16 protein-coding genes are annotated in these 16353 nt (G+C 34.7%); 2 read left to right on the top strand and 14 right to left on the bottom strand.

The genetic code is table 11. The features are described 5' to 3' along the window. Window positions 1–42: 42 nt before the first annotated feature. From EGX70_RS05245 to rsmD, 10 genes are all read right to left on the bottom strand, one after another. Complete coding sequence (locus tag EGX70_RS05245) at window positions 43–1782, bottom strand: ABC transporter ATP-binding protein (RefSeq protein WP_000841526.1); 1740 nt, start codon at window positions 1780–1782, stop codon at window positions 43–45. Continuing rightward, window positions 1772–3517 (bottom strand): ABC transporter ATP-binding protein, encoded by a 1746-nt coding sequence (locus tag EGX70_RS05250; protein ID WP_000022471.1) that lies wholly within the window; start codon window positions 3515–3517, stop codon window positions 1772–1774. The genes EGX70_RS05245 and EGX70_RS05250 overlap by 11 nt, the downstream gene beginning before the upstream one ends. Before the next feature lie 195 nt (window positions 3518–3712). Continuing rightward, the gene (locus tag EGX70_RS05255) at window positions 3713–4228 is read right to left on the bottom strand and encodes a VanZ family protein (RefSeq protein WP_000919803.1); all 516 of its coding nucleotides are present in this window, start codon (window positions 4226–4228) and stop codon (window positions 3713–3715) included. After that, window positions 4228–5334 (bottom strand): 23S rRNA (adenine(2503)-C(2))-methyltransferase RlmN, encoded by a 1107-nt coding sequence (rlmN, locus tag EGX70_RS05260; protein ID WP_000039434.1) that lies wholly within the window; start codon window positions 5332–5334, stop codon window positions 4228–4230. Before rlmN ends, EGX70_RS05255 begins: the two co-directional genes overlap by 1 nt. A gap of 50 nt (window positions 5335–5384) precedes the next feature. After that, complete coding sequence (locus EGX70_RS05265) at window positions 5385–5963, bottom strand: YutD-like domain-containing protein (protein WP_001224500.1); 579 nt, start codon at window positions 5961–5963, stop codon at window positions 5385–5387. 68 nt (window positions 5964–6031) lie between these two features. Then, entirely contained in the window at window positions 6032–7366 is a 1335-nt protein-coding gene (locus EGX70_RS05270; protein ID WP_000137518.1) for a bifunctional UDP-sugar hydrolase/5'-nucleotidase, read from the bottom strand. A 74-nt stretch (window positions 7367–7440) separates the two neighbouring features. After that, window positions 7441–8514: a SepM family pheromone-processing serine protease gene (locus tag EGX70_RS05275; RefSeq protein ID WP_123947986.1), complete on the bottom strand. Its 1074-nt coding sequence runs from the start codon at window positions 8512–8514 to the stop codon at window positions 7441–7443. Beyond that, window positions 8504–8989, bottom strand: a complete 486-nt coding sequence (coaD, locus tag EGX70_RS05280) for a pantetheine-phosphate adenylyltransferase (protein WP_000161894.1) — start codon at window positions 8987–8989, stop codon at window positions 8504–8506. The genes EGX70_RS05275 and coaD overlap by 11 nt, the downstream gene beginning before the upstream one ends. Next, window positions 8986–9276 (bottom strand): hypothetical protein, encoded by a 291-nt coding sequence (locus EGX70_RS05285; protein ID WP_000384889.1) that lies wholly within the window; start codon window positions 9274–9276, stop codon window positions 8986–8988. The genes coaD and EGX70_RS05285 overlap by 4 nt, the downstream gene beginning before the upstream one ends. A gap of 11 nt (window positions 9277–9287) precedes the next feature. After that, complete coding sequence (rsmD, locus tag EGX70_RS05290; protein WP_001266830.1) at window positions 9288–9827, bottom strand: 16S rRNA (guanine(966)-N(2))-methyltransferase RsmD; 540 nt, start codon at window positions 9825–9827, stop codon at window positions 9288–9290. A gap of 130 nt (window positions 9828–9957) precedes the next feature. On the opposite strand from rsmD, the gene EGX70_RS05300 reads away from it, so the two are divergent. Next, the gene (locus EGX70_RS05300; RefSeq protein ID WP_000592261.1) at window positions 9958–10407 is read left to right on the top strand and encodes a hypothetical protein; all 450 of its coding nucleotides are present in this window, start codon (window positions 9958–9960) and stop codon (window positions 10405–10407) included. Window positions 10408–10451: 44 nt separating this feature from the next. Here EGX70_RS05300 and asnA read toward each other — a convergent pair whose 3' ends face one another. The 4 genes from asnA to EGX70_RS05320 form a co-directional block, all read right to left on the bottom strand. Next, on the bottom strand, window positions 10452–11444 hold the full coding sequence (gene asnA / locus EGX70_RS05305; protein ID WP_000748015.1) for an aspartate--ammonia ligase: 993 nt from the start codon (window positions 11442–11444) through the stop codon (window positions 10452–10454). 114 nt (window positions 11445–11558) lie between these two features. Then, window positions 11559–12623: an MmcQ/YjbR family DNA-binding protein gene (locus EGX70_RS05310; RefSeq protein WP_000021293.1), complete on the bottom strand. Its 1065-nt coding sequence runs from the start codon at window positions 12621–12623 to the stop codon at window positions 11559–11561. A gap of 159 nt (window positions 12624–12782) precedes the next feature. Next, window positions 12783–13685 (bottom strand): magnesium transporter CorA family protein, encoded by a 903-nt coding sequence (locus tag EGX70_RS05315; protein WP_000492950.1) that lies wholly within the window; start codon window positions 13683–13685, stop codon window positions 12783–12785. A 160-nt stretch (window positions 13686–13845) separates the two neighbouring features. After that, window positions 13846–14805 (bottom strand): Gfo/Idh/MocA family protein, encoded by a 960-nt coding sequence (locus tag EGX70_RS05320; RefSeq protein ID WP_000049317.1) that lies wholly within the window; start codon window positions 14803–14805, stop codon window positions 13846–13848. Between the two features lie 416 nt (window positions 14806–15221). Here EGX70_RS05320 and EGX70_RS05325 point away from each other — a divergent pair, with 416 nt between their 5' ends. Further along, the gene (locus EGX70_RS05325; RefSeq protein WP_000064105.1) at window positions 15222–16151 is read left to right on the top strand and encodes a hypothetical protein; all 930 of its coding nucleotides are present in this window, start codon (window positions 15222–15224) and stop codon (window positions 16149–16151) included. Window positions 16152–16353: the final 202 nt, after the last annotated feature.

Raw genomic sequence — 16353 nt, forward strand, 5'->3', positions numbered from 1 at the left:
TCTAAGCCTCACAGATTATGCCTTTTGAATAGCCTAAATTTTCTAGACCTCCATCATGCCGGCTTGTAATTGGTACATACGATAATAAGTCCCTTTTTGGTCTAATAAAGACTCGTGATTCCCACTTTCAATTATCTTTCCTCTATCAAGAACATAGATACAATTAGCATCTTGAATGGTTGATAAGCGGTGAGCAATGGCAATTGTTGTTCGACCTTGACGCATTTTTGCTAACGAATCTTGTACAATCTGCTCTGTTTCCGAATCAATATTTGCTGTCGCCTCATCTAAGATTAAAATTTTAGGTTTACTAGCCACAGTTCTGGCAAACGCTAATAGTTGGCGTTGTCCAGTTGAAAAACTTGACCCACGTTCTGAAACAGCTGAATCGTACTTATCTGGCAACTTCTGAATAAATTGATCAGCATCAACAAACTCTGCTGCGTCCTGTACCTCTTGATCGGTGATGTCTTGGTACATTTTGATATTAGATTTAATAGTGCCATGATATAAAAAGGGGTCTTGTAAGACGAGTCCAATATTCTTTCGCAATTGTTCTTGTGAGTAATCCCTAATATCCTTCCCATCTAATAAAACTTGTCCAGATTGAAATTCGTAAAACCTCATAAAGACATTAATAATAGATGATTTTCCAGAACCTGTCGCTCCTACAAAAGCAATAGTTTCACCTTTTTTAACACTAAAAGAAACATTATCAAGGATTTGTTTTTTTCCATCATATGAGAATGATACATTTTTAAATTCGATATTTCCTTCTCTCACAAAAGCTTCTGTATTTTTTTGGCTTGGTTCAAAACCTGTTTCATCAATCAGATCAAACACACGCCCTGCTGATACCATTGATGTTTGTAAGGTTGAAAAATTTTGCGTTACTTCAATTAAAGGGTCAAAGAGACGATTAACGTACTGAATAAAAGCATACATTAATCCTGCCGTAAGACCTCCTTTAACTCCTGTAAATCCAAAATAAGACATAAGAACAGCATATGCTAGGAGTTTTAAAAGAGACATCGCCGGTCTTAAGAAGAGACTATCAAGAGCCATAGAACGATTGGCATACACAACATGCTCTTTGTTAATTTCCTCAAATTCAGTCTTCAAGCGCTCTTCTTGACCAAAAGCCTGTACAATGCGAATTCCTTCAATACTTTCTGATAATTTACTATTGATATCACTAAGTAAACTTCTCGTTTTAGCAATGACAGTGACTGATTTTTTCCGATAGACATTCACTAATATAAAGATAACAGGTAACAAAAGAGCGACGAGTCCTGTTAGTTTAATGTCTAGCATCAACATAGTGTACAGAGTAACTGTAAAAATAAATATCGCCGAGATAAAACTTGATAAAATACCCGAAAACATATCAGATATTGCTTCAGTATCATTAGTAATACGTGACACAATAGATCCTGCCGGTGTCCTATCAAAATAAGACATGCCTAGCCTTTCCATATTAGCAAAAGCATCTCTACGAATATCTCTAACAATACTATAAGAAACACGCGCAAAAAAGAGATTCCCAAAATATTGAATTAAGGTCTGCAAGACATACATTGAATAATATCCCACTAAAATAAGAACTGCTGTTTGATTAACATTTGTCAGATAGTGATCAATAAAATGTGAAGCAATTAAAGGAATAATATTTTTAACAACAGTCGTCAACAATAAGAGAGATAGAGCTAATACTGTAAACCATTTATAAGGGCGTAAATAGGAGATTAATCTCTTAAAGACTTGCCATTGATTAGACTTCATCAAATGCTTCCTCCATTTCTAATTGCTGTGAGGCATACGTTTCAGCATACCAACCACCTTTATTTAGCAACTCTTGATGCTGACCTCGCTCGATGACTCTGCCGTCTTGCATAACTAAGATAAGGTCTGCGTGCACAACAGCTGATAAACGATGTGCTGAAATAATAGTCGATTTCCCTTGACGATTCGTTTTAAGATTCTCAATAATGGCATGTTCCGTTTTAGCGTCCACTGCTGATAGAGAATCATCCAAAATAAGAATATCTGGATCTAAAATCATGGCACGACTCATCGCAATCCTTTGTTTTTGTCCACCAGATAATGAGACTCCTTTTTCTCCAATTAGAGTCTCAAATCCTGCTGGCATCTGTTCAATGTCATCGTAAACATGAGCCAATTTAGTTGCTTTTTTGACAGCATTGATAGATAGAGTTGGATTTCCAAAGCGAACATTTTCTAAAATACTGGTAGCAAATAAAAACTGATCTTGAGGAACATAACCGATTAGTTGACGTAAGTCAGACAATCGATAGTCACGTATATCATGTTTATTTAAAGTAATTTTCCCCTGAGTCACATCATGTTCACGTAGCAATAACTTAATAAGACTTGTCTTCCCTGATCCCGTTTGACCTACCAAACCTAAGGTTTGACCTTTTTCTAAGGTGAAATGAATATCGGCTAAGGTTTCTTCATTGTCGTATCTAAAGAAATCAATATCATATCTTAATGTTCCATTGACAACAGGTTTGATAGGATTTAAAGGATCAGTTATATCCGATTCTTGCTCAAGTAGACTATTAATACGGTTATAAGAAACACTACCACGCTGTACCATATTGAACAAGAAACCAATCGCCATCAAGGGCCATACCAACATATCTAAATACGTCACAAATGTTACCAAGTCACCAACAGTAACTTGACCTTTTGAAATCATAAAAGCTCCCATAGCCAATGTTAATACGTAGGAGGCACCTATAAAAAGAAGAACTAAAGGATCAAACATGACATCATAAGTCATGGTCCGCATGTTCTTCACGAAAGTCATCTGATTAACCTCTTGAAAAGAAGCAATTTCTTGTTCTTGATAACCAAATGATTTAGTCACTTTGACGCCAGAGACACTTTCTTGCACTTTATTATTTAATTCTGAAAAGGCTGCCTGAGATTCTTTGAAGGTTTCATGGGTTTTTCGCCCCAATTTACTAGTTGCTAAGGCCATTAAGGGCAAAGGGATAACCGCAATTAATGTCATTTGCCACGAAATAGTAAAGAACATGGTGATAAGCGTTACTAATGCTGTGATAGAGGCATCCACTGCTGACATAACTCCTCCTCCTGCAAGACGTGTTAGAGAATTGATGTCGTTGGTCGCGTGCGCCATTAAATCACCTGTACGATATTTCTGATAAAAAGAAGGAGACATTTTTGTAAAATGTTCAAATAAACGGTATCTGACAACTTGACCCAATTTGTAAGAAGTCCCTAAAATATACATACGCCAAATATAACGCAGCCCATACATAGCTAAAGCTGACAAAACCAAACCTAATAAATTCCAGAGTAATTGTGGTCTTGTTAATTTTCCAGTTGTAATAGCATCAATAACTGATCCCATGATTTTAGGAGGGATAAGATTTAACACCGCAACCAAACTTAATGACAAAATCCCAATAAGATAGCGCTTCTTTTCTTCCTTAAAAAACCACCACAAATTTTTTATAATAGACATATTTTTCCTTTCTCAAAGATTGAAAAACATCATAATTAAGTCAGAAGACCAAATCAATCAGAAGACATGAAAAGTGTTTTAAAATTCTCATTTAACAACTCTCTATTATGCCTCTATAAGCTTACTTTCGTCAACTAAAGTGATTCTTTTTAAATAGTAAAAGGCTTGAACAATGTCATAGCCTTTACATTATTTTCATTTTCTAATAGTTAGAAGCCAACCTTTTATATTTCGATAAGTCCATAGGGCGAAAGGGCCGCCTAAGGTATTTGTCCATAGATCGTCGATTTCAAAAACCCGATTAGCATCTATTAAAATATCTAAAACAACTTGAGTACACTCTATGAAAAGAGACATCAAGAAAGCAAGTAATATAACGCTTTTATATTTCCGTAAACTTGGCTTTAGGGATAGTAACCCTATAATGAGAGGAAACAGCAGTAAAATATTCACTACATTTTGACCAATAACCCAAAAAATCTCTTTAAAGCTAGTTAGCTGATCTAAACTACGAAAAGAATTAAATGGTACTAAAAGAGCTACAATTCTTCCGAAGCGCTGAACATTCGGAGTTGATACCCCCTCAATCATAATTTGAGGCCCAAAACACATCCTGACAATAATAAGACAATAGATAATCACTAACATCCAAACGAAACGACGACTAATCTTTGTCAATTCCCCATCTTCAGTAAGTAATCTTTTAAGCATTACTGCCCTACCTTCGCTTTTTGACGATCGCGTTTCATTGTGTTTGAACGTAATTGTCCGCAAGCTGCATCAATGTCCGTACCATGTTCTTGACGAACAACACAATTAACTCCATTTTTCTTCAAAACGTCATAGAATGCTTCCACACGCTCTTTAGGACTACGACTATACTGGTCATGTTCTGAGACAGGATTGTAAGGAATTAAATTGACATAAGATAATTTGCGAATCTTTTTCGTTAAATCTGCTAACTCTTGAGCATTTTCTGGGGTATCGTTGACACCATTTAACATAATATACTCAAATGTTACACGACGGTTAGTCGTCTCAATATAATATTCAATAGCCGCAAACAACTTTTCAAGAGGGAAAGAACGATTAATACGCATGATACTTGATCGTAATTCATTATTTGGAGCATGAAGAGATACTGCTAAGTTAACTTGTACACCTTCATTTGCAAATTCACGAATTTTATGTGCTAAACCTGAAGTAGACACTGTAATGTGACGTGCACCAATAGCTAATCCATTATCATCGTTAACTGTACGCAAGAATTTTAATACATTGGTATAGTTATCAAAGGGTTCACCTATTCCCATGACCACAATGTGACTAACGCGCTCACCTTGTCCACGTTCATCAAAATATTTTTGAACAAGCATAATTTGAGCAGTGATTTCGCCATTGTTAAGATCACGTTGTTTCTTTATTAAACCACTTGCACAGAAAGTGCAACCAATGTTACAACCAACTTGAGTCGTTACACATACTGATAAACCATAATGTTGACGCATCAAAACCGTCTCAATCAGCATGCCATCAGGTAATTCAAAAAGGTATTTAACAGTTCCATCAGCAGATTCTTGAACAATACGTTGTTTTAGAGGATTGACAACAAAATTCTCATTCAAAAGTGCAATAAAATCTTTGGAAATGTTAGTCATTTCATCGAAGCTTTGCACACGCTTTTTATAGAGCCAGTCCCAGATTTGTGAAGCACGGAATTTCTTTTCTCCATGTTCAATAGCCCAAGCTATTAGTTCATCGCGAGTTAAGCTATAAATAGAGGGTTTATAGTCGGGTGTATCAGTTTTTTTAGACATAATATTTTCTTTCTTCATGGTGGAATAAACGATTACAGTTTATCCTTTTCTTATTTTTTCTTACGAATAACAAAATGCTGCTTTGCAGAGGTCATTTCCTTATCTTGCTCTTCTTTAATATGACGTTCTTGACGGCGTTTTGTGTCTTTACGCTTTTTACTTGTAAAATGAGCATTGGCATTTGACTGGGAACGATTATTTCTAGTTTGTGACTTTGATGATTGTGATTTGGATCTTGACTTACGACGCTTATGAGGTCTTTCATCATCAAATTTAATATCTCTAGGATTTGGATTCTCCAACACAAAATAAGCACAACCAAAGTTACAATACTCTTTAATATAATCTTCTAAACGTGAAATCCGGCTATTTTTTCTAATCGTACTAGCATCTTTGTAAAAGCCTCTTAGCCTCAACTGCTCGTTACCCCAATCGCCAACGATAAAATCATATTTTAATAAAATCTCAGAAAAACGTTGTCCAAAGACAGTCACATCAAAAGCTGATTTTTCATTAATAACAAGTTGAAATTCAATATCATCACTTTTAACGATATTTTCAAAGTGAATAAACTGTGGGCCAGGATACTTATTATAGTTAAGCATCTCTGGTGTCACTTCTTTTCGCATAATACTCCTTTCTCTAAAATCATTGAGAGAAACGACTAGCTTCTACTCTTTATTTATCTATTTTTCATTTATAGTGTCATATTTATTAAATAATCTGCTACCACATCTCTGAGTAATTCAGGAAAAAGCAAGTCTACTTTTTTTGTTTTTAAACACTCAAAATACGATGCAAAATAATACTGATCAACGATTACAAGAATCACTTCTTCTTTGGCATCAATATCTTTCTCATTATACACTATTTTTCCATTTTTGTAATCAAATCCCGAATGTAAAACTTCTCCAAAGTACTTGCCACGAAAGCCCATACCATGAATCTTTTGTTGCGCTAAAAATTGACCTTGTTGATAAATAGTTTCATAAATCTCTAAAAGTTCTTGACTACTCACTGTCAATTTAGCGAGACGCATTTTATGAGGTAATGATTCATGCAGATTTTTCCTCGAAAAGTCTTTTTCAAATGGCTGAACAATTAAGCCAGAATTGATAATAGCAACATCTGCACCTGCGTAAAACAGCATCGCATCCATGACTAGTTGACACGATTCTTCTAATGATAATGGTGCTGGAAAGGATATTAAACTTTCTTTTCTAAGCTGTTCTTTACCTTCTGACTCAATCTCCTTAGCCCAGTCACTGTCCGAAGGATAACCAGTTAGTTGTTTTGTATCATATGTTGAGATTAAAATATCTTTTAGTGTATGATTATCAAAAGTTATATCAATACTCCCAACAAAGCGACCATATTTACCAGCTGCTGCAAGATATGTACCGGTAATTAGCTCCCCTTCCTCAAATAAATGGTGTGTATGTGCACCTATAATAAGGTCAATTTCTGAAAATTCTTGAGCAATCCTTGTATCAAAACGAATACCTAAATGACTCATCAAAATACGACAATTTGCCTCTTTTATCTCATTTATTTGTAAATGGCATTTAAGACAGTCAATTGGATCTTCTATCGTCCACCCATTAGGTTCATAGGTTTTATAATAAGGAAAAGTATAAGCTAAAAAAGCAAGCTTAGTTCCTTGCTGTGTCTCATAAATAATGTAAGGTTTTGCCCAACTCGGTTCGATTATGTTATCTTTTAGATTACCAACAATAACCGTAAAATCTGAATCTTTGTAGACTTGGTCCAAGTCTTTTTTGGATAAACCAACTCCTTCATTATTACCAATAGTAGCAAGCTCAATACCCAGTTCATTCATCAATTGGACATTAGCCTTGCCCGAGCTTGCTTCTGTCAAAGGATGGCTTTTATCAATATTATCCCCCAAGTCAAGTGAAATCGTCTCTATTGGCTGCGCTTGATTGTCATGAAAAAATCGTTTTACCTTAGGAAAATTCTCAAAATGAGAGTGCAGATCATTTAAATGTAGTATTCTTATAAGCTCTGTCATACTATCATTTTAGCACTTTGATAGTTAAATGTCGCAAAACAAAAAAGCCGAGCAGACGCCCGAACTCTTTGAGTTTATTTTGTTTTTTTCAAATAATCAATAGCTTGCTGAACATTTTGAACTGGTACAATTTTCATCTTCGTACCTAATCGCTTAGCTGCTGCTTTTGCCTCTTGATAATTCGTCTGAACCTTTGTTTTGCCTTTTTTAGCATTTTTATCGATCGGATTATTAGGAACAAAGAAAATATCCATTCCTTTTTTAGCCGCTGAAACAACTTTCAAACCTGCTCCACCAATATCGCCAACATGCCCATTTTGCTCAATAGTACCAGTACCTGCAATCTTACGTCCTTTACGTAAATCTTCTTTAACCAATTGGTCGTAAATCGCTAAAGTAAACATTAAACCTGCACTTGGTCCTCCAACACCTTCAGTATTAAAGTCCACAGGAACATCAGATGATACTTCTGTATGGTCTGTCAAACCGATACCAATACCATTTTTACCGTTTGATAGTTTAATAACTTTACCAACCGATTCTTTCTTTTTACCTTGACTTGTGTATTGTACCTTTACTTTATCACCTAGATGAAGAGCTGCAACATATTTGATAAGTTGAGAAGAATTTTTGAAACTTTTGCCATTAACTCCTGTGACTGTATCAGCTAAATGTAATCTATCTTTAAATGTCGAATTTTTAGCTAAGTTAAGCACATAAACTCCTTTATAAGTAAGAGATACTTGCTTATTAGCTAACTTTAAAGCTTGATAGACGGACTCATTTTGAGAAGTCTCCATGTAGAATTGATTAATTCTGAGATAATCGTCATTACTAAAGCCACCTGTTGTCTCCTCTTTACTAGATAATTCTGTAAAAGGAGTTAACCAAGCATAAAGAACCTGAGCTGGCGTTGCTTGACTGACAGAAACCGCTACAAAATTGTACGAACCCTTAGCTTTATCAGCCTTTTTATTCACTTTCAATACCGAACGGATATCATAAGCTCCACCTGGCATTTCCAAATAATAAGGTAGCCTCACCACAAGGCTTGCTAATACTAACAATAAAAAAGCAAAACCTATAATCCACCATTTAAGCAGACCTAGTAAACTTTTATGTTTTCCTTTTGGATCTTTATTCTTCACTCATTTTCTCCACTTCTCTAACAACACTCTTTGGAACAAAAGGCTTCACAGAAGCCTTAAAATATATCAATTCACGGATGCGACTAGATGATATCGGACTCAAAGATGGCGACGTTGATAAATAAACTGTCTCAATATCATCTGCCAACTGTTTATTAAAAAACTCCAAATTGGCTTCATAATCAAAATCCTGGCTATTACGCAGACCTCGAACAAAATATTTTGCTCCCACTTCCCTTGCTAAGTCAACAGCTAGTCTATCTTGCGCCACTAAAACTGAAACATTCTTAAACTGACGGATAGCTTCTTCTAACATTTTTTTACGGCACTCAATCGAAAAGTAACCTTGCTTCTCAAGGTTATAAAATAACCCAATGTAAACATGATCAAATAGATAGCTGGCGCGCTCAATAATATCTAAATGTCCATTAGTAACAGGATCAAATGAACCTGTAAATAAAGCTTTCTTTGTCATTCGTCGTCATCTCCACAATAATACAACCATAAAAAGACTACCACAGGAATCAGGCGAACAATGTCTATTGCCTCAAAACCGTTAGCTATCCAATTGATAAGGTTTGGCAAAAAAGTAATCATTGCCATTAATAGATACAATGGATTTTTTGTTCTTGATAATGAACAAACTCCTTCATCATTTTTGAAGTGATAATGTTTTAGCAACTCTTCTAAATAGTGAAGGCGCAACAACAAATAAATCAATATGACTAAGATGAGAATAATCATCACTAACTTGTAATCCATACCAAAGCCTCCTAACGAACGTAGACCGTTACTTTAGAAATGCCATAAATTTTCTGTTTCCATATCCCAAAAGAAGCAATTTCTTCAGGTAAATCAACTGATTTGTCCGTTTCACAAACAATCATGATATCATCGCCTAATAAACCCTTGCTATCCATGATTTGGATTTGCTTTACAATTTCTTCCTTAGCATATGGCGGGTCCAACAAGACCAAATCAAATTGTCCCGTTAATTGTTCTAAAGCACGGTTGGCTTCCATTTTTAATAATTGAAATTGCTCCGGACTCTTAGTCATTGCAATATTTTCTTGAATAACGACCTGCGCACGCCTGTCTTTTTCAACTAGGACAGCTTGGTCCATTCCCCTTGAGATCGCCTCAATAGCTAAGCTACCACTGCCAGAAAAAAGGTCTAAAACACGACCACCTTCAAAAAAAGGACCAATCATATTAAAAATAGCGCCTTTAACCTTGTCAGTTGTTGGACGAGTTGTTTTTCCATCAAGCGTTTTTAAAGGACGCCCTCCAAATGTTCCTGCTACTACTCTCATAACCACTATTATAACAAAAAATAAGGTAGAGTTATCAAAAAAATTGCTTATAACAAACAGAGAAGATAGTACCTCTTTTCCTTCTTTTTTGATATGATAAGCTAGCAGTAAGAGAAACGAGGTTCCCATAATGATTAAAAAATTATTATTAAGTTTAATAGCCATATTATGCCTTACAACGCTAAAATCAAACTTAAGTAGCGCTGACACCATGACTATTTCTCAACAACAATACCAACACATGATAACAAATAGTGACTTAATCGCCATCACAGATAAGGCGTTAGTAAGCAAAAGTCAACAATCTGAAGCGACTATTTTTATAGGACGTCAAACTTGCCAATATTGTAGAGCTTTCTTACCAAAATTATTAAAATCTAAAGCCACACTTCATTCAAAAATTTACTACCTTGATAGTCAAAAATACAAAGGGAAACGATTGAAGAGTTTTTTCAAAAAGCATCATATTACCACTGTTCCAAATTTAGCACATTATCAACGAGGAAAAATGACTAAATATCTTGTTCAAGGAAGCCAAGCTACACCTCAACAAATCCAAACTTTCTTAAGCCAAAAATAAACTTATTGTTAAAATCAGCCAAACAAAACTGCTTGGCTGATTTTTTATAATATATTTTCAAAGGTGTCTCTGACTTCTTTTGGCCAGACACTTGACTGTACTTCTCCAATATGTTTTTTACGAAGCAAGAACATAGCTAATCGTGATTGACCAATTCCCCCACCAATAGTCAAAGGGAAGAAACCACGTAATAGCGTCTTATGCCACTCAAACTCTAAACGACCTTCATCACCGGTGAGAACAACTTGACGTTTAAGAGCATCTTCATCAACTCGAATTCCCATTGATGATAGTTCAAAGGCAGTTCCAAGCTGTTCGTTCCATACTAAAATATCACCATTGAGACCTTTAAAACCATTTTCTGATGGTGTTGTCCAGTCATCATAGTCCGGTGCACGACCATCATGTGGTTTACCATCTGCTAACTCTCCACCAATACCAATCAAAAAGACTGCGCCATACTCCTTAGCGATGGCATTTTCACGCTCTTTAGGGCTTAAGTCTGGGTATTTTTCTACCAATTCTTCTGTATGAATAAAGGTAATACGCTTTGGTAAAATGGATTCAATATCAAAACGAGCTTCCACGGCAAGCTCTGTTAGGCGGATAGCTTTGTAGATTTTTTCCACAGTTTCTTTTAGGTAGTCCAAATTACGTCTACCATCAGGAATGACCTTCTCCCAGTCCCACTGATCTACGTAAACTGAGTGTGTTGGATCAAGAGAATCTTCATCTGGACGAAGAGCTTTCATATGAACGAAAAGACCTTCTCCCTCATTAAACCCAAATCTTGCCAAAGTATGACGTTTCCATTTAGCCAATGAGTGAACGACTTCAAATTCAGCTTCAGGTATATTAAGGACTTTCACCGATACAGGATGTTCAATACCAGATAAATTATCTTGCATACCATCCCCGACCTGACTAAGAATAGGTCCTTGCACTTCGACGATTTCTAACTTATCAATCAAATATTGTGTAAAAGTATTTTTGACAAAAGAAATCTCCTGTTGCTGATGAATAAAGCTTTTCTTCATATGTTCCTCCTTAAATTATAAAATGTTAGAGCTATTATACTCCTTCAAGTAACAAAATGGAAGAGGAATTGTAGAATTATTCTGACTTTTTTACAAGTTTTTTTCTGAAAGTCATTACTCTAGAATTGTTTTTGCCATGACTTGTCGCAATTCCTTGGTCATTCGCCGTGGTCCTCTCACAGTCTTAACGCCGTGTTCTGCTAAAAATGCCACAGGATAGGTAGAATCTTCAAATTGCCTTATCAGTTTGAGTCGCATATAAGCTTTGACATCTCTTGCTCCTAAGTAAGTACTTGTTTTAAGGTCACGTTCTATTACTTGACAGACATAGCGCAAAGCACGAATAGGTGCTGTAATATAAATAAACACATAATCTCCCACCGCAATCTTTCCTTTTTGAGTCCAATCAATCAATTGATGCTCTGCAAACTCCTTATCAATATCGTAAAATTTAGGATTAGCAGGAATAATCCAAAACTCTGGCTCAGAATTTGATTTTTTATTGGGAGAAACAAGCTTACGACTATCTGATACCAATTTAAAAATTTCTATATCAGACAAAGTATTGTCTAAAACGATAGATACCCAAGTCTTTTTAGACATATGATAAGAAGGATAAACACCTTCTTTTTGTAAGAGTATTTCCATATCTTGAGGATTGACTTTAATATTCAAAACTTCAACCTCTTCTTCTGACAGTTGAGCTGGAACATTTTCTAGTTTTCCCATCTTCAATGGAAAAAGCAGAGCATACCATTTACCTGATACACGATAGGAAGCATATTGTGGGTGCTTCGCAAATGGATAATCAACTGAATCTTCAAAAGTTTTAGCTATCTTCTCCGCTAAACGATTACTTTGATCTTTGGTAAATAATAAGTCCTTACAACAAGAATCTGAAATATCACCTAATATAGCCATATAAGCCGATCGTACTTCGCCAACAAACGAACCATTATAATTTGCTGCTCGAAGCGGTAAATATTCTTCTTCAAGTGCCAAATCAATAACCTTACCAGCTATCTTTCCATCCAATGAAATCGTGATAATAGCTTTAAAGTCATTATCCATAAATGTTTGACAATAGATATACTCTTGGTCAGATTTGATAAATCCAAACTCCTCAAGCGATGAAAAAATAAAACGTTTTTTCCGGAAAAAATCTGATTCTATTGACATAGTAACCTCTCTATTCACTGTACATTATCCTCTATTATGTCGTTTTAAGAGCTAGAAATCAAGCTCAAAGTCAAAGATGAATTCTAGTTTCTTTGTACAAAAAAAGCATGTTGCCATGCTTAAAACTAAACTAATTGATAGTACCCTCTTATTAATTCTCTATTTATGTTTGGGATGATTATCCTCTTTATGGACATAAATGTACATAACAATAGAGAGCATAATAGTAATGATAGTCGTAATTAAAATAATCAATACCCAGACAGCATCAACACTATCAAAAGGCAACTTAACATTCATTCCATAAAAACTGGTAACCATAGCAATAATGGAAATACCAATGGAAATAATTGTTAAAGTAGTTACATTGTCGTTAAGGTTATTGCTGAGGACATTATTATAAGAAGAAGAAAGTTCTTGGAAAACCTGTGAATTTAAGGAACACATGTTAGATAATTGTCTTGCTTCAATAATAGCATCTTGAAGTTGCATCTTTTCATTTCTAGTGTTCTCTTTATCTTGCTCAATGTTTTGTAAATCGGTCAGCATTTCAAAATTTTGCTTAGTTCCCATCATTAAGTGTACTGTTCCACTTTGTAAATTTGCCAGCCTTGCCAAGTTCGATTTGTTTGGTCTTTTACGCAAATCATTGATTAGTTTATCTCTTTCTTCAGAAATAGTATCTAAAACATCAAAATATTGCTTTGAGAAAGCAGTCACTAATGATAATAAGAGGTGTTTCGGAGAATCTACCTTTTCAACACGATTAAGTGCTTTTTTTACAAGGTTAATATTTTTATGATTAGCTAATACAAACAAGCCATCTTCTTTCAAAAATAGAGTCACTGGTATCACTCTCGGCACATGACGAACATCATCAACGTGACCTTGCGTATCCAGAAGCTGGTAAACAAGTGTCAAATGCTCCTCAATATCACGTACGAAAGAAGACTCATTTTCATCACGTGCATAAGCCAGCAATTCTGAAGGTAAAAATTTCTCCTCTTGTAAGGATAGATCGTCAACATTAATTATCTCAAATCCAAAATCGCTCGAAAACATAGAAGCACCTCACTCTAAACTTGTCTACATTATGAAACAAAAATCGAGAAAAAACAAGTAGAAAACCCTTTTAAATCTAATTAACCTTATGAGAGCAAAACAAAAAAGGAGTACTAAAATAACATCTAGTACTCCTTATTAATATGCTAGATAGCCAGCATCATTTCCCCCATGAACGGTATAAGTCTTCTATAATCTTAACACCTGACAGCGTCAACTGAGGCGTCATGATATGACTTACCCTTTGCCCTTCTAAAATCATTTGACTAACATGATAAGCTTCTTTCTCAAAATCACTAACCATGTCAACTTGAATCGTTCGCGCACTAGTATCATTTCTCACCAATTTTGCATGAGTGGTTTTCCAAAAATGTGGAATGATTAGACGACCTTCAGTTCCGTAAATAATCATTTCATGCGGTAAATTTAGACGTGTTGTCAAGAAGATATCTACGAGGACCCCATTTGATAATTGCAAGAGTAGTTTGGATTGACTATCGCTTTGACCTTTTGGAAAAGTCGCAGTCCCACTAGCATGAGTTATAGTCGCATCAAATAGATATTGTAAATAAGACAGGGCATAGGGCGCCATAAAATGCACTGTTCCTCCACCTAACTCAAGTTCTCTAAACCATGTTACATGGTCAATGTTTGGGTAGGCTGTTGTAGATGATATGGAGATCACTTCTCCTATTTCACCAGAGGCAAGTAATTTTTTAATCACTTGTGTCATCGGAATAAATACCGATTTTTGTGCTTCCATCAAAAACAGATTACAACTTTCTGCCAAAGCGAATAATTCATTCGCTTGGTCGTAAGTCAATGTGAAAGGCTTCTCTACCAACACATGCTTTCCCGCTAACAGAGCTGCTTTAGCAACTTTATAATGGTCTTGATTAATTGTTGCCACATAAATCACATCAATTGACTCATCTGCTAACATATCCTCTAACTTATCGTAAGCCTTTGGGAGATGATATTTGTTGGCAAAAGCTTGCGCAGACTCAAGAGTTCGACTCGATACAGCCACAACTTCACCATTTCCTGCTAAGCGGACTCCTTCAATAAAACGGGGCGCCACCTTTGCCGTTGACACAACACCATACCTTACCTTTGACATAAAAACTCCTTTGACATAAATATTTAGGCATATTATAGCATATGTGATAGGAAAAAGAGAGTGAGAAAAAATAAGCTTTTTAACATAACAAATTTTCAACTACAGCATCATAAATCAAATACTTTAATAATTTTCTAAATTTAAGTATATCCTCCAAAATCAATATATTGTGTTTTAAAAACAACTCAGACACAATATATTGATTGATTTATTTAAGTTATAGTGTATACTATTAAATGAAAAAGGTTGTAGACGGCAATCCACAACCTTTTTTAACCACAAACGAATCAGATTTGACTTTCTGACACTATTCTAAAAAAATTTCAAATAAAACTATACCAGTTTTTTAAAAATAAGTAAAGTCACTTTCTACATCGTTTAACAGCTTTAAATAAATTATTAAAGGAGAAGTATTATTGTCAAATGAAAAACTTATCAATAAAAATCATAGTCAATTAGATTTTGTAAATATACCAATAAATAAAGATGTGAAACTTTTTTTAGATCCTACTAAATTACATTCTAAAAATTTAAGTTCAGTATTTGAAAACGCTGCGCTAAAACTCCATTCATTTTTTTTAGAAGCCTACCGGCTTTATACAGAATTTGGGGAAAATGAAGTTCGTAATATACTTTGCTTTTCATCAGAATGTAATTTTATTCACTTAGGATATTCTAAAAGTAAATCTAGAGGAAAGGGAGTTTCTGAAAAAATGCTTTTTAATTTTTTTAAAAAAATAAGCGGATTTACTCCTTCAGAAAGGAAAAATTTACTTCATCCCACTTCAATAGCTATATTTGTTCCAAAATTTGCTGAAGATAGAACTTCTGATTTCCTTGTAAGCCTTTTAAAAAAAGAAATTGTAGAATATTCACTTGAACAGGCTAAACTACATCAGCTAAGAATTGAATATTCTAAATATGACTTTGGTCATTACTGGGATGATATATCACTAAGTTGGAAAACAATAAAACATTTTTACATAAAAGCTAATGATAGGCCTATTTTACTAATTCCAAAGTGTCTCGTTTCAAAAAAATATAAATTCTCTACATCACATTTCGTCAAAACTATAATATTCCCAAATAAAAAAAACTTAGAAAAGTATCAAGGAATAAATGGATATGATAAAAGTAATAGACCTAAACCAGCAACTCAGAAACAACTTATTGAGCACGAAATACGTTCACCTTATCTAAACTGCCCAGATAAGTGGAAAACTTACGCCATGGAGCAGCTATTACAAAATCACAATTGGTATAATGAATATTTCCTAAATATGAATAATTTTGCTGATAACCATATTATACCTGATGACGAACTTGATAGTTTAACCAATAACTAAATATTTAATACTGAGAATAGTGTCCTTCTCTCAATTGAGAGAAGTTTTTTTATTATTACTATTTTTTATAACACCTTACCAAAACATCCTTTAAAATTACTATCTTCATTAGGTATACTCTTTAAGGAATACTTTTCCTTTGATCTATTTTATGTACACTTGTTAACGTTATTACTATCAAATCCCCCACTATCTTATTCTA

The sequence above is a fragment of the Streptococcus sp. FDAARGOS_522 genome (genome assembly GCF_003812445.1).
Classification (GTDB): Bacteria; Bacillota; Bacilli; order Lactobacillales; family Streptococcaceae; genus Streptococcus; species Streptococcus agalactiae.